16 protein-coding genes, 1 pseudogene and 1 other annotated feature are annotated in these 18,341 nt (G+C 50.2%); of the genes and pseudogenes, 10 read left to right on the top strand and 7 right to left on the bottom strand.

The genetic code is table 11. The annotated features are described in order from the left end of the window. Position 1: 1 nt before the first annotated feature. Entirely contained in the window at positions 2 to 826 is an 825-nt protein-coding gene (locus tag On2M_RS08065; protein WP_210904614.1) for an SDR family oxidoreductase, read from the bottom strand. 175 nt (positions 827 to 1,001) lie between these two features. Between On2M_RS08065 and hisL the strand changes: the two genes are divergently transcribed. From hisL to hisIE, 9 genes are all read left to right on the top strand, one after another. Then, positions 1,002 to 1,049, top strand: a complete 48-nt coding sequence (hisL, locus tag On2M_RS08060; protein WP_100250077.1) for a his operon leader peptide — start codon at positions 1,002 to 1,004, stop codon at positions 1,047 to 1,049. Continuing rightward, positions 1,025 to 1,147 (top strand) — a sequence feature (His leader region). It overlaps the preceding gene by 25 nt. A 44-nt stretch (positions 1,148 to 1,191) precedes the next feature. Continuing rightward, a complete protein-coding gene (gene hisG, locus On2M_RS08055) occupies positions 1,192 to 2,091 on the top strand; it encodes an ATP phosphoribosyltransferase (protein ID WP_003030161.1) in 900 nt (299 codons plus the stop codon). 5 nt (positions 2,092 to 2,096) lie between these two features. After that, entirely contained in the window at positions 2,097 to 3,401 is a 1,305-nt protein-coding gene (gene hisD, locus On2M_RS08050; protein ID WP_187252211.1) for a histidinol dehydrogenase, read from the top strand. Then, positions 3,398 to 4,477 carry a histidinol-phosphate transaminase gene (hisC, locus tag On2M_RS08045; protein WP_151219738.1) on the top strand — a complete coding sequence of 360 codons (1,080 nt, stop codon included), beginning with the start codon at positions 3,398 to 3,400 and terminating at the stop codon, positions 4,475 to 4,477. Before hisD ends, hisC begins: the two co-directional genes overlap by 4 nt. Beyond that, positions 4,474 to 5,541 (top strand): bifunctional histidinol-phosphatase/imidazoleglycerol-phosphate dehydratase HisB, encoded by a 1,068-nt coding sequence (gene hisB, locus On2M_RS08040; protein ID WP_210904613.1) that lies wholly within the window; start codon positions 4,474 to 4,476, stop codon positions 5,539 to 5,541. Before hisC ends, hisB begins: the two co-directional genes overlap by 4 nt. Beyond that, entirely contained in the window at positions 5,541 to 6,131 is a 591-nt protein-coding gene (gene hisH / locus On2M_RS08035) for an imidazole glycerol phosphate synthase subunit HisH (protein ID WP_210904612.1), read from the top strand. The genes hisB and hisH overlap by 1 nt, the downstream gene beginning before the upstream one ends. Beyond that, positions 6,131 to 6,868, top strand: coding sequence for a 1-(5-phosphoribosyl)-5-[(5-phosphoribosylamino)methylideneamino]imidazole-4-carboxamide isomerase (gene hisA / locus On2M_RS08030; protein ID WP_187252208.1), 738 nt, complete (start codon positions 6,131 to 6,133; stop codon positions 6,866 to 6,868). Before hisH ends, hisA begins: the two co-directional genes overlap by 1 nt. After that, entirely contained in the window at positions 6,850 to 7,626 is a 777-nt protein-coding gene (hisF, locus tag On2M_RS08025) for an imidazole glycerol phosphate synthase subunit HisF (RefSeq protein ID WP_210904611.1), read from the top strand. Before hisA ends, hisF begins: the two co-directional genes overlap by 19 nt. Further along, positions 7,620 to 8,231, top strand: coding sequence for a bifunctional phosphoribosyl-AMP cyclohydrolase/phosphoribosyl-ATP diphosphatase HisIE (hisIE, locus tag On2M_RS08020; protein ID WP_210904610.1), 612 nt, complete (start codon positions 7,620 to 7,622; stop codon positions 8,229 to 8,231). The genes hisF and hisIE overlap by 7 nt, the downstream gene beginning before the upstream one ends. 54 nt (positions 8,232 to 8,285) lie before the next feature. Here the strand turns inward: hisIE and wzzB are convergent, their stop codons facing one another. Continuing rightward, on the bottom strand, positions 8,286 to 9,269 hold the full coding sequence (wzzB, locus tag On2M_RS08015; protein ID WP_210904609.1) for an LPS O-antigen chain length determinant protein WzzB: 984 nt from the start codon (positions 9,267 to 9,269) through the stop codon (positions 8,286 to 8,288). 395 nt (positions 9,270 to 9,664) lie between these two features. On the opposite strand from wzzB, the gene On2M_RS08010 reads away from it, so the two are divergent. After that, a complete protein-coding gene (locus On2M_RS08010) occupies positions 9,665 to 10,669 on the top strand; it encodes an NAD-dependent epimerase (protein ID WP_210904608.1) in 1,005 nt (334 codons plus the stop codon). 59 nt (positions 10,670 to 10,728) lie between these two features. Here the strand turns inward: On2M_RS08010 and ugd are convergent, their stop codons facing one another. From ugd to galE, 5 genes and pseudogenes are all read right to left on the bottom strand, one after another. Next, positions 10,729 to 11,895 carry a UDP-glucose 6-dehydrogenase gene (gene ugd / locus On2M_RS08005; RefSeq protein WP_151219744.1) on the bottom strand — a complete coding sequence of 389 codons (1,167 nt, stop codon included), beginning with the start codon at positions 11,893 to 11,895 and terminating at the stop codon, positions 10,729 to 10,731. Positions 11,896 to 12,093: 198 nt separating this feature from the next. Then, a complete protein-coding gene (gene gndA, locus On2M_RS08000; RefSeq protein WP_210904607.1) occupies positions 12,094 to 13,500 on the bottom strand; it encodes an NADP-dependent phosphogluconate dehydrogenase in 1,407 nt (468 codons plus the stop codon). 170 nt (positions 13,501 to 13,670) lie between these two features. Next, the gene (gene cpsG, locus On2M_RS07995) at positions 13,671 to 15,041 is read right to left on the bottom strand and encodes a phosphomannomutase CpsG (RefSeq protein WP_210904606.1); all 1,371 of its coding nucleotides are present in this window, start codon (positions 15,039 to 15,041) and stop codon (positions 13,671 to 13,673) included. Positions 15,042 to 15,059: 18 nt separating this feature from the next. Beyond that, positions 15,060 to 16,484 carry a mannose-1-phosphate guanyltransferase gene (gene cpsB, locus On2M_RS07990; RefSeq protein WP_210904605.1) on the bottom strand — a complete coding sequence of 475 codons (1,425 nt, stop codon included), beginning with the start codon at positions 16,482 to 16,484 and terminating at the stop codon, positions 15,060 to 15,062. 860 nt (positions 16,485 to 17,344) lie between these two features. After that, positions 17,345 to 18,326: pseudogene (galE, locus tag On2M_RS07985) on the bottom strand (UDP-glucose 4-epimerase GalE). Positions 18,327 to 18,341 lie beyond the last annotated feature (15 nt).

Raw genomic sequence — 18,341 nt, 5'->3', positions numbered from 1 at the left:
GTCACTCCATCGGCATCACCAGCGGGTCGGGATACTGGTACTCAAACCCAAGCTCATTACAAATCCGGTTGCCATCAATGACTTTACCTTTACCGTTATCCTCACTGCCGCGAAATTCCGGCGGCTCCATCCCCAACTGACGAGCCATCTGCGGATAGAACACGTTACGCGCCGGATGCATAGGCGCACATATATTATAGATGTGTCCCCCTTTAGGCGCTTGCAGCAGTAATGTGATAGCAGAAACCACATCATCCAGATGCACCAGATTGACCCCATGGTGCCCATCTGGCGCAGTCTTGCCAGCAAAAAAACGACCGGGATGTCTCCCCGGGCCGACAAGCCCGGCCAGGCGCAAGATATCCACCGACGTGCCAGGTAAATTGTGCAGCCAGTCTTCAAGTTCTTTCAGAACACGACCGCTCGCCGTGACCGGGTTACGCGACGTCCCTTCTTTCACGGTACCCTGCACATCGCCATAGACCGATGTCGAACTGGTAAAAATAATCCTCGGGATACGGTACGCCAGCGCACTGTCGACCAGCTCCTGCATAGCCTGAAGGTAAAAGGCCTCGCCAGGACCGCTACGACGCGCAGGCAGCGTAATCACCAGCGCATCAACGTCCATCAGTGCGTCGAGATCGTCTGCCTCGCAGACCAGTTCAGGCTCAAGGTGCAGCAAATAGCTCTCGATACCGCTCATGCGGGCCGCCTCCACCCCATCTAATGTGGTTTTGCTGCCGGTAACCTGCCAGCCTCTCGCCGCCAGCGACATGGCTAACGGCATGCCTAACCAACCTAAACCGACAATTGCGACCTTTTTCATGCCTTCTCTCCTGACTTTTGGCCTATAACGCAAGGCTACGCTAGCCCACGACGACTGACAATTCATAGTATCAATATGAAATGAATTAATGATCAAAAAAAAGCCCTTGCTTTCCGTAGCTAAAGTGGTTTAGGTTAAAAGACATCAAATGAATAAACATTCATCGAGAAAATTTATGACACGCGCTCAATTTAAACACCATCATCACCATCATCCTGACTAGTCTTTCAGGCGATGTGTGCTGGGAGACATTTAAATCTTCCAGCGGTGCATGAGCGTATGAGAAAGCCCCCGGAAGATTTCTTCCGGGGGCTTTTTTTTGTGCGTGACCCAACTGATTCAGACAGGATAACGAGGAATAAAGAATGTTAGACAACACCCGTTTACGCATAGCTATGCAGAAATCTGGCCGCTTAAGCGATGATTCACGCGAATTACTGGCCCGTTGCGGCATTAAAATTAATCTTCACACCCAGCGCCTGATTGCGATGGCGGAGAACATGCCGATTGATATTCTGCGCGTACGTGATGACGATATCCCGGGTCTGGTGATGGATGGCGTTGTTGACCTCGGCATCATCGGGGAAAACGTTCTCGAAGAGGAATTGCTCAACCGCCGGGCACAAGGTGAAGATCCTCGCTATTTTACCCTGCGTCGTCTGGACTTCGGCGGCTGCCGTCTTTCGCTGGCAACCCCGGTTGATGAAGCCTGGGATGGCCCAGCTGCGCTGAACGGTAAACGTATCGCGACCTCTTACCCACACCTGCTCAAACGTTATCTCGATCAAAAAGGGGTGTCGTTTAAATCCTGTCTGCTAAACGGTTCAGTCGAAGTCGCCCCCCGCGCAGGCCTGGCTGATGCGATTTGCGATCTGGTGTCAACCGGCGCGACGCTTGAGGCCAACGGTCTGCGTGAAGTGGAAGTCATTTACCGCTCTAAAGCCTGCCTGATTCAGCGTGATGGCGAAATGGCCGACGCCAAGCAACAGCTAATCGACAAATTGCTGACCCGTATTCAGGGCGTTATTCAGGCTCGTGAATCGAAATACATCATGATGCACGCGCCGAGCGAGCGTCTGGATGAAGTTATCGCTCTGCTGCCTGGCGCTGAGCGCCCAACCATTCTGCCACTGGCCGGTGATCAGCAGCGCGTTGCCATGCACATGGTCAGCAGCGAAACTCTGTTCTGGGAAACGATGGAAAAACTGAAAGCGCTCGGTGCCAGCTCAATTCTGGTGCTGCCAATTGAGAAGATGATGGAGTGATAGCCATGAGCTTCAATACCCTGATTGACTGGAATAGCTGTAGCCCCGAGCAGCAACGAGAGCTGCTGATGCGTCCGGCGATTTCCGCCTCTGACAGCATCAGCCGCACGGTGGCCGAGATCCTTGAAAACGTCAAAAACAACGGCGACCAGGCACTGCGAGAATACAGCGCGAAGTTTGATAAAACCGAGGTCGGCGCGCTACGCGTCACCGAGGAAGAAATTCAGCAGGCCAGCAATCGCCTGAGCGACGAACTGAAGCAAGCCATGCAAGCGGCGGTGCGTAATATTGATGCCTTCCACACCGCGCAGATCCTGCCGCCGGTGGATATCGAAACTCAGCCTGGCGTTCGCTGCCAGCAGGTGACTCGTCCCATCGCCTCCGTGGGTCTGTATATTCCCGGCGGTTCTGCGCCGCTGTTTTCTACGGTGCTGATGCTGGCAACCCCGGCGCGCATCGCGGGCTGCAAAAAAGTAGTGCTGTGCTCGCCGCCGCCGATTGCCGATGAAATCCTTTATGCCGCGCAGCTGTGTGGCGTAAAAGAGGTATTTAACGTCGGCGGTGCGCAGGCCGTTGCCGCGCTGGCGCTGGGTACCGAATCCATTCCTAAGGTCGATAAAATCTTTGGGCCGGGCAATGCGTATGTGACCGAAGCCAAACGCCAGGTCAGCCAACGTCTTGACGGCGCGGCCATCGACATGCCTGCTGGCCCGTCCGAAGTGCTGGTTATCGCTGACAGCGGCGCGACGCCGGATTTTGTCGCCTCCGACCTGCTTTCTCAGGCTGAACACGGCCCCGACTCACAAGTGATCCTGCTGACGCCCGACGCGACGCTTGCCGAAGGTGTTGCCGAAGCCGTTGAACGCCAGCTGGCTGAGCTTTCCCGCGCCGACACCGCACGTCAGGCGCTCGCCGCCAGCCGACTGATTATCGCCAAAGATCTTGAACAGTGCGTGGCCATTTCTAACGCCTACGGTCCGGAGCACCTGATTATTCAGACCCGTAACGCGCGTGAACTGGTTGATGATATCACCAGCGCCGGTTCGGTGTTCCTCGGCGACTGGTCGCCAGAATCTGCAGGCGACTATGCTTCCGGCACCAACCACGTTTTACCGACCTACGGCTATACCGCAACCTGCTCAAGCCTGGGGCTGGCAGATTTCCAGAAACGGATGACCGTGCAGGAATTAACCCCTCAAGGTTTCTCTGCCCTGGCCTCAACTATTGAAACACTGGCCGCTGCTGAGCGCCTGACAGCCCACAAAAATGCCGTTACCCTGCGCGTTAACGCCCTGAAGGAGCAAGCATGAGTACTGACAACTTTCTCAGCGTCACTGATTTAGCCCGAAAGAATGTTCGCGAGTTAACGCCCTATCAGTCTGCCCGTCGTCTTGGCGGTAACGGCGACGTCTGGCTCAACGCCAATGAATACCCAACCGCCGTTGAGTTCCGGCTCACTCAGCAGACACTAAACCGATATCCGGAATGTCAACCGAAAGCTGTAATTGAGAATTATGCGCAGTATGCCGGCGTCAAACCGGAACAGGTGTTGGTCAGCCGCGGTGCAGATGAAGGGATCGAACTGTTGGTACGCGCGTTTTGCGAACCCGGTAAAGATGCCATTCTCTACTGTCCGCCGACTTACGGCATGTACAGCGTCAGCGCTGAAACGATTGGTGTTGAATGCCGCACCGTTCCGACCCTTGATAACTGGCAACTGGATTTGCAAGGCATCGCGGACAAGCTTGATGGCGTGAAGGTGGTCTACGTATGCAGCCCCAATAACCCAACGGGTCAGCTGATTAACCCACAGGATCTGCGTTCACTGCTCGAAATGGCGCAGGGAAAAGCCATTGTGGTCGCTGATGAAGCCTATATTGAATTTTGTCCGCAGGCCACGCTGGCAGGATGGCTGGCTGAGTATCCACATCTGGTGGTACTGCGAACCCTGTCCAAAGCGTTTGCGCTCGCCGGTTTACGCTGTGGGTTTACGCTGGCGAATGAAGAGGTTATCAATCTGTTGTTAAAGGTGATTGCCCCCTACCCGCTCTCTACGCCAGTAGCGGATATCGCCGCCCAGGCACTGACGCCGCAGGGGATTTCCGCCATGCGCCAACGCGTAGAACAGATCCTGGAAGAACGTCAGTACCTGGTGGAAAACCTGAAAACAATTCGCTGTGTAGAGCAGGTTTTCGAGTCTGAAACCAACTATGTTCTGGCGCGCTTCACTGCCTCAAGCAGCGTATTTAAATCTTTGTGGGATCAGGGCATTATCTTACGAGATCAGAATAAACAACCTTCGTTAAGCGGCTGCCTGCGAATAACTGTCGGAACCCGTGAAGAGAGCCAGCGCGTCATTGACGCTTTACGTGCGGAGCAAGTATGAGCCAGAAGTATCTTTTTATTGACCGTGATGGAACCCTGATTTCCGAACCGCCAAGTGACTTTCAGGTCGATCGCTTTGACAAGCTCGCCTTCGAGCCTGGCGTCGTTCCCGTTTTACTCAAGCTGCAAAAAGCCGGCTTTAAGCTGGTAATGATTACGAACCAGGATGGGCTTGGCACGCAAAGTTTCCCGCAGGCCGATTTTGACGGTCCGCATAACCTGATGATGCAAATATTCACCTCTCAGGGCGTCGCATTTGATGAGGTGCTTATCTGTCCGCACCTGCCAGCGGACGAGTGCGATTGCCGTAAGCCAAAAGTGAAGCTGGTCGAGCAGTATCTGGTTGAGCAAGCTATGGACGTCGCAAACAGCTATGTGATTGGCGACCGGGCGACCGATATTCAGCTCGCCGAAAACATGGGCATTCGCGGATTACGCTATCACCCCGATACCCTGAACTGGGCGATGATCGGCGAGCAGTTGACCAAACGTGACCGCTACGCGCACGTTGAGCGTAATACCAAAGAAACGCAGATTGACGTCAAAGTCTGGCTGGACCGCGAAGGTCAAAGCAAAATCAACACAGGCGTGGGATTCTTTGACCATATGCTGGATCAAATCGCCACCCACGGCGGTTTTCGCATGGAGATAGCCGTTAAGGGCGATCTGTATATTGACGATCACCACACCGTAGAAGATACCGGTCTGGCGCTGGGTGAAGCCTTAAAACTGGCATTAGGCGATAAACGCGGTATCAACCGTTTTGGTTTTGTGCTGCCGATGGACGAGTGCCTGGCACGTTGCGCACTGGATATCTCCGGGCGTCCGCACCTGGAATATCGCGCAGAGTTTACCTATCAGCGCGTTGGCGATCTGAGTACAGAGATGATCGAACACTTCTTCCGTTCACTCTCTTACACCATGGGCGTCACCTTGCACCTGAAAACCAAAGGGAAAAATGACCACCACAGAGTGGAAAGTCTGTTTAAAGCCTTTGGTCGTACGTTGCGTCAGGCGATTCGCGTCGAAGGCGACACACTGCCCTCCTCAAAAGGAGTGCTGTAATGGACGTAGTGATCCTTGATACCGGCTGCGCCAACCTGCACTCAGTAAAATCCGCCGTCGCGCGCCATGGATACGACCCGGTTGTCAGCCGCGACCCTGACGTGGTGCTGCGAGCCGATAAGCTGTTTCTGCCAGGCGTCGGTACCGCCCAGGCGGCGATGGACCAGTTGCACGAGCGTGAACTGATTGAGCTGATCAAAGCCTGTACGCAACCGGTGCTGGGGATCTGCTTAGGCATGCAACTGCTTGGCCGTCGCAGCGAAGAGAGTAACGGCGTATCCCTGCTGGGCATTATTGAGGAGGACGTCCCGAAGATGACCGATTTCGGTCTGCCGCTGCCGCATATGGGCTGGAATCGCGTCTATCCTCAGGCGGGAAATCGTCTGTTCCAGGGCATTGAAGATGGTGCGTATTTCTACTTTGTACACAGCTATGCTATGCCGGTGAACCCGTGGACCATCGCCCAGTGTCATTACGGCGAGCCGTTTACCGCGGCAGTACAAAAGGACAATTTCTTTGGCGTGCAGTTCCACCCTGAACGTTCGGGCGCGGCTGGAGCGCAGTTGCTGAAAAACTTTCTGGAGATGTAATGATTATTCCGGCATTAGATTTAATCGACGGCACGGTAGTGCGTCTTCATCAGGGCGATTACTCAACGCAACGTGATTACGGCAACGATCCTCTCCCCCGTTTGCAGGATTACGCCGCCCAGGGTGCTGAGGTACTGCATCTTGTTGATTTAACCGGTGCAAAAGACCCTGCGCAGCGCCAGATCCCGCTGATTAAAACGCTGGTCGCTGGTGTCAACGTTCCGGTGCAGGTTGGCGGCGGCGTACGTACCGAAGCGGATGTTGAAGCGCTGCTTGACGCTGGCGTCGCGCGCGTAGTGGTGGGTTCGACGGCGGTAAAATCTCCCGAAGTCGTCAAGAGCTGGTTTTCCCGTTTTGGCGCCGACGCGCTGGTGCTGGCGCTGGACGTTCGAATTGACGAGCGCGGTAATAAACAGGTAGCAGTCAGCGGCTGGCAGGAGGATTCCGGGGTTTCTCTGGAAGAACTGGTTGAGACCTATTTACCCGTCGGCCTGAAACACGTGCTGTGCACCGATATTTCCCGTGACGGTACGCTGGCTGGCTCAAACGTCGCGCTTTATGAAGAAGTGTGTGCCAAATATCCACAGGTGGCGTTTCAGTCATCTGGCGGTATTGGTGGCATTGATGACGTAGCCGCCCTGCGCGGAACCGGCGTACGCGGCGTGATCGTCGGACGCGCGCTGCTGGAAGGTAAGTTCACCGTTGAGGAGGCCATCCAATGCTGGCAAAACGCATAATTCCTTGCCTGGACGTCCGTGATGGGCAGGTCGTAAAAGGCGTACAGTTCCGCAATCATGAGATTATTGGCGACATTGTCCCGCTGGCAAAACGCTATGCGGATGAAGGTGCTGATGAACTGGTGTTTTACGATATCACCGCCTCCAGCGATGGTCGTGTAGTGGATAAAAGCTGGGTATCACGCGTGGCGGAAGTGATCGATATTCCGTTCTGCGTTGCCGGCGGGATTAAGTCCATCGACGATGCGGCGCGCATCCTCTCCTTCGGGGCGGATAAAATCTCCATCAACTCCCCGGCGCTGGCCGAACCGGAGCTTATCACTCGTCTGGCTGACCGCTTTGGCGTGCAGTGTATCGTGGTAGGCATTGATACGTGGTATGACGCCGAAACCGGCAAATATCACGTTAATCAGTATACCGGAGATGAAAGCCGTACCCGCGTCACGCAATGGGAAACGCTGGACTGGGTGCAGGAAGTACAGAAGCGCGGCGCGGGTGAAATCGTCCTGAACATGATGAATCAGGACGGCGTACGCAACGGCTACGACCTGGAGCAACTGAAAAAAGTGCGCAATGTGTGCCACGTACCGTTGATTGCCTCTGGCGGCGCGGGCACCATGGAACACTTCCTTGAAGCTTTCCGGGATGCCGACGTTGACGGCGCGCTTGCCGCCTCCGTCTTCCACAAACAAATTATCAATATTGGCGAATTAAAAGCGTACCTGGCAACACAGGGCGTGGAGATCAGGATATGTTAACGAAGCAACAATGCCGCGAGCTGGACTGGGAAAAAACCGACGGGCTGATGCCGGTAGTAGTGCAGCATGCGGTTTCCGGCGAAGTGCTGATGCTGGGTTATATGAACCCGGAAGCGCTGGAAAAAACGCTCGAAAGTGGCAAAGTGACCTTTTTCTCGCGGACCAAGCAGCGCCTGTGGACCAAAGGAGAGACCTCAGGTCACTTCCTGAATGTGGTGAGCATTGCGCCTGACTGCGACAACGACACTCTGCTCGTCCTGGTTAATCCGATTGGCCCGACCTGCCATAAAGGGACGTCAAGTTGCTTTGGCGATGCCAGCCACCAGTGGCTGTTCCTGTATCAACTGGAGCAACTGCTTGCCGAACGTAAAACCGCAGATCCGGCAAGTTCTTACACTGCGAAGTTGTATGCCAGCGGTACCAAACGCATTGCGCAGAAAGTCGGCGAAGAAGGCGTAGAAACCGCACTGGCAGCGACCGTAAACGACCGCTTCGAGCTGACAAATGAAGCCTCTGATCTGATGTATCACCTGCTGGTTTTACTGCAGGATCAGAACCTTGACCTGACGACGGTGATTGAGAATTTACGCAAAAGACATCAGTAATTTGTGGATGTAAAAAAACCGGGCAAGCCCGGTTTTTTTTATGGAGATGAGCGCTTACTCTGCTTTGCCTTTGTAGCTGCGCAGCGCATTTCGCCCCAACACCACGCCAGCCCCAATCATCCCGCCGAGCAGAACCGCAAGCACCAGGGTAATCGCTTTTTTCGGACTGTCACGACGAATCGGCAACGTTGGTTTCAATACATAGCGATAGGCGTGTAACTCAGCCCCATCAAGCTTAAGATTTTCGATATCCAACAGCTTTTGCTTGGTCTGAAAGTAGTTGTCAGACAATATCAACGGACGCGTAGATTCGTGCTCAATCATAGACTTCAGGGCATCACTCCCCAACAGCAGCATGCTGTCCTGCGTCACATCCTGAGTTTGCTGAATTTGCGGCTTAGTCACACCCGCCTGCAGTGCATACCGCAGCGCTTCCTGGATTTGCTTGATACGCAAATCTTTTTGCTCCTGAGCAACCACTTCCTGAGTTTTCAAGGAATCCTGAAGCGTAGTTGTTTGCAATTTGATGTTATCAACCAGGTCAAGTTCTAGTTCTTTGGCAACCTTTTCATCTGTTTGTTGAATGTATTCAGCCAGCTGGCGCTGAGCTTCTTCTGGGGAAGCGCCAACATAAGAGACAGCCAACGGCAATGGTTGCCCTTTGACGGACTGCTCAATCGACAGTTTTTCAGGCTTTTCCTGATTATCCAGCGTTTCCGCCAATGCAGAAAATGACGTGCTAAAACGGCCAATCACATTTGACTGTAACTCAGTAACCTTAGGGGCGCTGACACCATACAACACGTTGAGTGCGTTGTTATACGTGGCAATCTGTCCAACATCCGGTTGAGTGATAATTGCTGTAGAGGTCCATTTCTCCTTAGCAACCGCTAAATAACCGACAGCACAGGCAATAGCAATAACGATAGCAACAATAATCGTCAATTTCCCACGCCACAGCTGTATCAATAAATCAATCAGATCAATCTGTTCCGGATCGTTACTGCGCCCGGATACGTTGTTATCACTCACAGACATAGATATCCTAAATGAGGAAAGCTAAAACTGGGATTAGTTTAGTCATAATTAGGCGTAATGCCATAGGATTATTGATTAAAAAGACAGATTATTTAAGTGATTTTAATTGGTATTTTAATCATTACTGAAAAAGAAGAAGTAATTTATTAAGAGTGTCAATACTTCGGGTTCCCACTCTGAACAAAAAACCGTTCAACAGGCTAAATATTGGTCAGGGCTATGTCCAACGCTTTCGCACATAAAATTCACGACATGAATACATAATAGCTAACCCGTTAAATTGGCAAGCGTGAAAAAAGATAACGATTAGCTTTTTTGCCATCTAACGGTATCATTTCACTCCTGATAGCACCTGCTGGTGCCTGGCTACCCTTTAGCCGATAAGAGGAACGAACATGAAATACCTGGTTACGGGTGCCGCTGGTTTCATCGGCTTCCACGTTAGCAAGCGCCTCCTTGAGGCAGGCCATCAAGTAGTCGGGATTGATAATCTGAACGATTACTACGACGTCAACCTTAAGCAGGCTCGTCTGGCGTTACTGGTACATCCCGGTTTCCATTTTCATAAGATTGATTTAGCCGACCGGGACAGCATGGCTGCACTCTTCGCCTCAGAGCATTTTGAACGTGTGATTCATCTTGCTGCCCAGGCGGGCGTGCGCTATTCACTCGAAAACCCGCATGCATACGCTGACGCAAATCTCACAGGCTTTCTCAACATACTGGAAGGCTGTCGTCATAATAAAATTCAACATTTACTCTATGCATCCTCCAGTTCGGTATACGGCCTGAATCGGAAAATGCCTTTCTCAACGGAGGATTCCGTTGATCACCCCGTATCCCTGTATGCGGCAACCAAAAAAGCCAACGAACTGATGGCTCATACTTACTCCCACCTGTACGGATTGCCTACAACCGGGCTGCGCTTCTTTACCGTGTACGGCCCTTGGGGGCGTCCGGATATGGCGTTATTCAAATTCACCAAAGCGATGCTGGAAGGGAAAAGTATTGACGTCTATAACTACGGCAAAATGAAGCGCGATTTCACCTATATTGATGATATCGCAGAAGCAATCATTCGCCTACAGGATGTTATTCCTGAGCCCAACGGGAAGTGGACTGTCGAAAGCGGTTCCCCGGCAACCAGCTCCGCGCCGTATCGCGTCTACAATATCGGCAATAGTTCACCGGTTGAGCTAATGGACTATATCCAGGCTTTGGAAGATGCTCTGGGTATTGAAGCGAAGAAAAACATTCTACCGCTTCAGCCTGGAGATGTACTGGAAACCAGCGCAGATACTAAAGCACTGTATGATGTTATTGGTTTTAAACCTGAAACGTCAGTCAAAGATGGGGTGAGGAACTTTGTTGACTGGTACCGTGATTTCTACAAAGTTTAATTACGGACCAATTTAGAATAAAAAGGCCTTTAATAAGGCCTTTTATATGAAGAGTGAGATTAATCGCTACCAAAAAGATCGCGTGTATACACTTTTTCGGCAACATCAGATAATTCTGACGTCATGCGGTTAGAAATAATAATATCTGCCTCATTTTTGAACGTATGAAGATCACGAACGACCCGAGAGTGGAAAAACTCATCTTCCTCCATCACAGGTTCATAAATAATAACGGGCACACCCTTGGCTTTAATACGCTTCATGATTCCCTGAATAGAGGATGCCCGGAAGTTATCGGAACCACTTTTCATGATCAAACGATACACGCCAACCACTTTAGGTTTGCGCGCAAGGATAGAATCGGCAATAAAATCTTTGCGCGTGCGGTTAGCATCAACGATCGCGCCAATAATGTTGTTCGGCACAGACGCATAGTTAGCCAGCAACTGCTTCGTATCTTTCGGCAGGCAATAGCCACCGTAGCCAAATGACGGGTTGTTGTAATGATTACCAATTCGCGGATCCAGGCACACACCTTCAATGATCTGTCGGGAGTTCAGACCAAGACTTTCAGCATAGCTATCCAATTCGTTAAAGTAGGCCACGCGTAACGCCAGATAAGTATTAGCGAAAAGCTTGATGGCTTCGGCTTCAGTTGAGTCGGTGAACAGCGTCGGAATGTCCTTTTTCACCGCCCCCTCCTGCAGCAATGCTGCAAAACGCTCCGCGCGCTCGGAACGTTCACCAATGACGATACGGGACGGATGCAAATTGTCGTACAGCGCGCGGCCTTCACGCAGAAACTCCGGCGAGAAGAAGATATTGTCGATGCCCAACTGTTCTTTAATCGAATTTGTAAAACCGACCGGGATGGTAGACTTGATGACCATTACCGCATTTGGGTTGATTTCGACCACATCGCGGATCACTGACTCGACGCTCGAGGTGTTAAAATAGTTAGTCTTAGGATCGTAATCAGTAGGTGTCGCGATGATAACGTAATCCGCATCGCGGTAGGCATCATGCTTATCTGTCGTGGCGCGGAAATTCAGTTGCTTCGTCGCCAGATACTCTTCAATCTCTTTGTCAACAATCGGTGATTTCTTCTGATTCAGCATCTCAACTTTCGCCGGAACAATATCCAGCGCGACCACTTCGTGGTGCTGGGCAATCAGAATACCGTTCGACAAACCTACGTAACCTGTTCCTGAGATAGTTATCTTCATTCGCTCTGTAACTTCTTCCGGTTAAACATTTGAGGGTAAACAGACCGCCAGCATTGTGGCGTATCGGCTCAGCATGTCGTCAGTATATCGTGATTTGCCATAACACCGGCTATCAGACCTGGCTGAATCCCATTTTTTGGCAATAAAAAAGCCCGGAGGAACGCTCCGGGCCTGGATTTACAGCAGGGATAAATCAGATTAATCCAGCCATTCGGTGTGGAACACACCTTCTTTATCGGTACGTTTATACGTATGCGCGCCGAAGTAGTCACGCTGTGCCTGGATCAGGTTAGCTGGCAGCAACGCAGAACGGTAGCTGTCGTAGTACGCCACTGCAGCGGAGAAGGTTGGCACCGGAATACCGTTCTGCACAGCGTAAGCCACAACGTCACGCAGCGCTTGCTGATACTCATCAGCGATATTTTTAAAGTACGGTGCCAGCAGCAGGTTGGCGATACCTTTGTTTTCAGCATAGGCGTCGGTGATTTTCTGCAGGAACTGCGCACGAATGATGCAACCCGCGCGGAAGATCTTCGCGATTTCACCGTAGTTCAGATCCCAGTTGTATTCGTCAGATGCAGCACGCAGCTGAGAGAAGCCCTGCGCGTAGGAGACGATTTTACCCAGATACAGTGCGCGACGGACTTTCTCAACGAACTCTGCTTTATCACCAGCCAGTTTAGCCTGCGGGCCAGAGAGAACTTTAGATGCCGCCACGCGCTGGTCTTTCAGAGAAGAGATGTAGCGCGCGAAGACGGACTCGGTGATCAGCGACAGCGGTTCGCCCAGATCCAGAGAGCTCTGGCTGGTCCACTTACCGGTACCTTTGTTCGCGGCTTCGTCGAGGATCACATCAACCAGATATTTACCCTCTTCATCTTTTTTGGTGAAGATATCTTTGGTGATGTCGATCAGGTAGCTGCTCAGCTCACCTTCGTTCCACTCGGTGAAGGTGGTTGCCAGCTCTTCGTTAGACAGGTTCAGGCCGCCTTTAAGCAGGGAATAGGCTTCAGCAATCAGTTGCATATCGCCGTATTCGATACCGTTGTGTACCATCTTCACATAGTGACCTGCACCATCCGCACCGATATAGGTCACGCACGGTTCGCCATCTTCAGCAACCGCAGCAATCTTAGTCAGGATAGGTGCAACCAGTTCGTATGCTTCTTTCTGGCCACCAGGCATGATGGATGGGCCTTTCAGGGCGCCCTCTTCACCGCCGGAAACACCGGTACCGATGAAGTTGAAGCCTTCAGCAGACAGTTCGCGGTTACGACGAATGGTATCCTGGAAGAAGGTATTACCGCCATCAATGATGATGTCGCCTTTATCCAGATACGGTTTCAGGGAATCGATGGCAGCATCGGTGCCAGCGCCCGCTTTCACCATTAACAGGATACGACGTGGGGTTTCAAGAGACTCGACGAACTCTTTCACCGTGTAATAAGGTACCAGTTTCTTACCCGGGTTCTCGGCAACAACTTCTTCAGTTTTTTCGCGTGAGCGGTTGAAGATGGAGACGGTATAACCACGGCTTTCGATGTTGAGCGCCAGGTTGCGCCCCATCACTGCCATACCGACGACGCCGATCTGTTGCTTGGACATTACATACTCCTGTCAGGTGTGGTCACCGCGCAAGGTATGCGCGGCTTGAAATATGGTATGGATGTTAACTCAGGAATAGATGAGATGAATAGCATTTGCTGCGCTATGTCACACTGATTGGAAAATTAGGCAGTCAAAAGAATCTTTCCTGAACAGTAACCCATAGATTTCTATTTTCGCAACAGTTCAAGTATTTCTTGGGTGCGAGCTTCCATCAGCGCCGGGTTACCGCGTGATTCCACGTTCAGGCGCACCACCGGCTCGGTATTCGACGAACGCAGGTTAAAGCGCCAGTCGGCCCAGGCCATGCTGATACCATCGGTGTTGTCGACCTCCAGCGCGTGGCTGGCAAAGTGTTCTGCCACCCGGGCGATGGCCGTCTCGGGTTCGGCAAGCTTGCTGTTGATTTCGCCGCTCGCCGGGAAGGCTGCCATGCGGTCACACACCAGTTCCCCCAGCGTTTTACCGCGCAGGCACAGCAGTTCGGTCACCAGCAGCCACGGAATCATCCCGCTGTCGCAGTAAGCAAAATCGCGGAAGTAGTGATGGGCGCTCATCTCGCCACCGTAAATTGCATCTTCCTGACGCATGCGCTCCTTGATGAAGGCATGACCGGTTTTCGACATCACCGGCGTGCCGCCTGCGGCGCTCACCACGTCCACGGTGTTCCACGATAAACGCGGGTCATGAATAATTTTCGCCCCCGGGTTGCGCTTTAGGAACGCCTCCGCCAGCAGGCCGACGATGTAGTAGCCCTCGATGAACTGCCCGGTTTCATCGAACAGGAAGCAGCGGTCGAAATCACCGTCGAAGGCAATCCCCATGTCGGCATCGTGTTCAATGACCGCATTGCGAGTGTCGGCCCTGCACTCCGGCAGCAATGGGTTTGGAATACCGTTGGGAAAATTACCGTCGGGTGTGTTGTGCACTTTGATGAAGGTTATCGGTATGTTCAACGCCTTAAAGCGCGCTTCCAGCGCATCCACCACCGGGCCCGCCGCACCGTTACCGGAATTGATAACCAACTTCAGCGGTCTGAGGTTTTTCACGTCGATATAGCCAAGCAGATGGTCGAGATACGCCTCGCGCAGGTCGATTTTCTGATAACCGCCGCGCTGCGACGCTTCCACCAAAGGGAAGTCATTGGTTTCCGCCAGACGCTGAACATCACGCAGCCCAGTATCGCCGCTTATCGGGCGAGCACCTTGGCGTACGAGCTTCATGCCGTTGTAATCCATTGGGTTGTGACTGGCAGTCACTTCAATACCGCCGTCTACGCCGAGGTGGAAGGTGGCGAAATAAATCTCTTCCGTACCGGAGAGTCCGATATCCAACACATCAACGCCCGCGTCGCGCAGGCCCTTCGCCAGTGCCATCTTCAGCGCTTCACTGGTAAGACGCACGTCGCCGCCAAGGACGATGGTTTTCGGTTTCAGGTATTCGCCATAGGCCCGGCCAATACGCCAGGCGATGTCTTCGTTAAGCTCATCGCCCAAACGGCCGCGAATATCGTAGGCTTTAAAACAGGTTAACTTTTCCATAATGACCTTATGCTACCCTCAAGCTCGACCATACCGGTCTGCCAAACGCACAATATCGTCCTCTCCAAGATAGGAGCCTGAGCGAACTTCAATCAATTCAAGCGGGATCTTTCCAGGATTTTCAAGACAGTGTTTCGCACCGACGGGAATATAAACGGACTCATTTTCGCCCAACAAGCGAATCTGGTCATTAATCGTAACCTGTGCAGTTCCCGCAACGATTATCCAATGCTCAGCGCGGTGATGATGCATCTGCAAAGAGATCCCTTCGCCAGGTTTAACCGTCAGCCGTTTCACTTGGTAACGTTCACCGGTATCGATGGAATCGTACTTCCCCCAAGGACGATATACTTCGCGGTGGGTATGATGTTCATGCCGGCCATCAGTTTTAATGGATTCGACAATTTTTTTGACATCCTGAACAGAGTTACGATCGGCAATCAGCACCGCATCTTTAGTATGAACCACAACTAAATCCTTCACGCCGACTGTAGCCAACAAGCCTGATTCGGAATACAGAAAACTGTTTTCAGTGTTATGAGAAAGTACATCACCAGTAATCACATTTCCTTCCGGCGACTTGGGACTGATATCCCACAAAGAGGACCAAGAACCTACATCGCTCCAGCCAGCATCCATAGGTACAACCACAGCGTCAGAAGTCTGTTCCATAACTGCGTAATCAATTGATTCATCAGGACAAGCCAGAAATGCTTCTTCATCAACCCGAATAAAATCAAGATCTGGATCGACTACGCTCATAGCATTTTCGCACGCGGCTAAGATATCGGGACGGAACTTCTGTAATTCTTCTACATAGCGATCGGCGCGGAATAAGAACATACCGCTGTTCCAGTAGTATTCGCCACTAGCCACGTATGTTTCAGCCTTTTCCATATTTGGCTTCTCAACAAACTGAGCTACCTTGAATGCACCAGTAGTATCAACACTGCTACTGGCATCTCCTCGGCGAATGTAGCCATAACCCGTTTCAGGTTTATTTGGAACAATGCCGAAGGTTACAAGCTTTCCATTCTGCGCATGAGGTAAAGCTTTGCGCACTGCAGCACGAAAGGCTTCTTCGTCCTGAATAACATGGTCGGCAGCTAAAACCAGCATCAGGGAGTGATCGTCAGGCCCAGTCCGAGCTGCAGCTAACGCCGCCAACGCAATCGCCGGAGCAGTGTTGCGACCAACCGGCTCCAGAATAATATTTTTCGTCAGTTTATCCATCTGACGCAATTGTTCAGCGACTATGAAGCGGTGTTGTTCATTGCAAATCACTACAGGATTATCACAGTCAATCCCTTTCAGGCGATGAATTGTCGCCTGTAACATCGTCAACTCTCCATCCAGGCAAAGGAACTGCTTTGGAAAGAGTACACGAGAGAGTGGCCATAAACGGCTACCGGTTCCACCGGCCATAATGATTGGTAAAATCATATTATTTTTCCGCATAAAACTCGTCTTCTTTAGCGTTCATAAATGTTGATTGTCGTAATTTCCAGGAGAAACTCGACATAACAAACTCACATGTATGGTTAGCGAAAACAGAGTAATAATCTTGATCGTTAACCAATCTATTAACCGTCCTTCACAGCCATATATGGTGGTTACAATTATTATCTGTATGCCTTCTTTGATCTCATGCCCTCGAAACCGATGCTTGAATTAGTGCAGGTTTTACTGAAGCCATTCACTCAGTAATATTATATTAAACACTCTCAACATGTCTCACATGATATATACTAACATAACTCTTTAGAAATTTCATTAACATCATTCACTATAGACATATGGGTATATTACTGTAACAATCAACTGTATTTACAACTATCGATAAATATTTTCTTGATGTTGAGTATCAAATTAAACTCTTTTGTTAATTCAGAGGAATTTTTCAAGTACAACTAGATGCTGAATCAGTCAGTTTTCATCAATTCACGCAGCTAGTAAATACGCGACAAATCGATTTTCCGCTCGATAAAAAGTTGGCAACATGTATCAGAACCTTTGCTGATTTATATATTGCTAATAGTAATATATAAATCAGCAAGCGATTGTAATCCCCTACAGTAACGTGCATACCAGTAGCTCTTTTAAATTATTTTACCGGAGTTTCTCTTAAAAATAAATTCAACAATATCCTTGTTGAAATTATGATTTTTATATGTGCTTGCTATCTAGTCGAAATTCCTATTGGGATAGACTCTTATAAATGTAAACCATTCACTGTACAAATGAAACCAAAAATTAAGAGGGAAACATATTTTCATTACATCAATAAAACACTGTGGGATAAATCATACATCTTCAAATCCGTATGGGAACTTTTGTTTCCAATCCCATGAGTCATGTAACATTGTGGGGAGATCTTTTTCAGCCTTCCAATTTAATAGCTTATTTGCTTGTTCTGCATCAGCCCAGTATGAAGCAATATCACCTTGTCGCCTGTCTGAAAAAACTTTATTAATTATTATCCCAGTTTGTTTTCAAAGGCAGTAATGAGATCCAGCACTGAATATCCTATCCCTGTACCTAAATTGAAAAAATGATATCCAGGATTCGTGGACAAGTAATCAATAGCAGCTAAATGACCTTTGGCAAGATCTACTACATGTATATAATCTCTGACGCCAGTTCCATCATGTGTAGGATAATCATAGCCAAATATATGTAGATCCTGGAGGACGCCGCTCGCAACATCCAGTAAAAATAGGACCAGATTGTTTGGAACACCTACTGGGCATTCACCAATCAACCCGCTAGAATGAGCGTAGACTGAATTAAAAAAACGTAGGCAAACTATGTCAAAGTATTTAGTATGATTTAAGTCTTCTAAAATTTTCTCCACAAATAATTTTGAGGTTCCGTAGGGATTTGTTGTACCACCAATTATGGAGTTTTCCGATAATGGCACACTTTCAAGTTGGCCATGAACGGTTGCGGAAGAACTAAATATAAACTTACGCACGTCGAATTGCTTCATTTTTTCTAACAAAGTTAGATTAGCACAGACATTATTTTTATAATATTTGATTGGCTGATGTTGTGATTCTGAAACTTATTTAAATCCAGCAAAATGGATTACAGCATCAAATTTTCATTTTTAAATACAGTATCAAATATTGGCCCGCTACCAACGTCACCAACAACATGCGAAAATTCTTTATTAGTAATGTTTTTAATTTTCTTCAAGCACTTCGGAGAAGAATTGCTAAAATCATCCAAAACAATAACTGAGTGGCCAGTATTTAATACTTCAACAACTGTATGTGATCCAATCTAACCTGCACCACT

Source organism: Citrobacter sp. On2M, assembly GCF_018035235.1.
GTDB lineage: Bacteria > Pseudomonadota > Gammaproteobacteria > Enterobacterales > Enterobacteriaceae > Citrobacter > Citrobacter meridianamericanus.
The sequence above is the reverse complement of the archived record's forward strand: the minus strand, read 5'-3'. Positions and strand labels throughout refer to the sequence as shown.

Bases quoted from the DNA above. Each gene is read 5' to 3' on its own strand.
- On2M_RS08065 (WP_210904614.1), bottom strand. From the start codon at position 826: ATGAAAAAGGTCGCAATTGTCGGTTTAGGTTGGTTAGGCATGCCGTTA.
- hisG (WP_003030161.1), top strand. From the start codon at position 1,192: ATGTTAGACAACACCCGTTTACGCATAGCTATGCAGAAATCTGGCCGC.
- hisD (WP_187252211.1), top strand. From the start codon at position 2,097: ATGAGCTTCAATACCCTGATTGACTGGAATAGCTGTAGCCCCGAGCAG.
- hisC (WP_151219738.1), top strand. From the start codon at position 3,398: ATGAGTACTGACAACTTTCTCAGCGTCACTGATTTAGCCCGAAAGAAT.
- hisB (WP_210904613.1), top strand. From the start codon at position 4,474: ATGAGCCAGAAGTATCTTTTTATTGACCGTGATGGAACCCTGATTTCC.
- hisH (WP_210904612.1), top strand. From the start codon at position 5,541: ATGGACGTAGTGATCCTTGATACCGGCTGCGCCAACCTGCACTCAGTA.
- hisA (WP_187252208.1), top strand. From the start codon at position 6,131: ATGATTATTCCGGCATTAGATTTAATCGACGGCACGGTAGTGCGTCTT.
- hisF (WP_210904611.1), top strand. From the start codon at position 6,850: ATGCTGGCAAAACGCATAATTCCTTGCCTGGACGTCCGTGATGGGCAG.
- hisIE (WP_210904610.1), top strand. From the start codon at position 7,620: ATGTTAACGAAGCAACAATGCCGCGAGCTGGACTGGGAAAAAACCGAC.
- wzzB (WP_210904609.1), bottom strand. From the start codon at position 9,269: ATGTCTGTGAGTGATAACAACGTATCCGGGCGCAGTAACGATCCGGAA.
- On2M_RS08010 (WP_210904608.1), top strand. From the start codon at position 9,665: ATGAAATACCTGGTTACGGGTGCCGCTGGTTTCATCGGCTTCCACGTT.
- ugd (WP_151219744.1), bottom strand. From the start codon at position 11,895: ATGAAGATAACTATCTCAGGAACAGGTTACGTAGGTTTGTCGAACGGT.
- gndA (WP_210904607.1), bottom strand. From the start codon at position 13,500: ATGTCCAAGCAACAGATCGGCGTCGTCGGTATGGCAGTGATGGGGCGC.
- cpsG (WP_210904606.1), bottom strand. From the start codon at position 15,041: ATGGAAAAGTTAACCTGTTTTAAAGCCTACGATATTCGCGGCCGTTTG.
- cpsB (WP_210904605.1), bottom strand. From the start codon at position 16,484: ATGATTTTACCAATCATTATGGCCGGTGGAACCGGTAGCCGTTTATGG.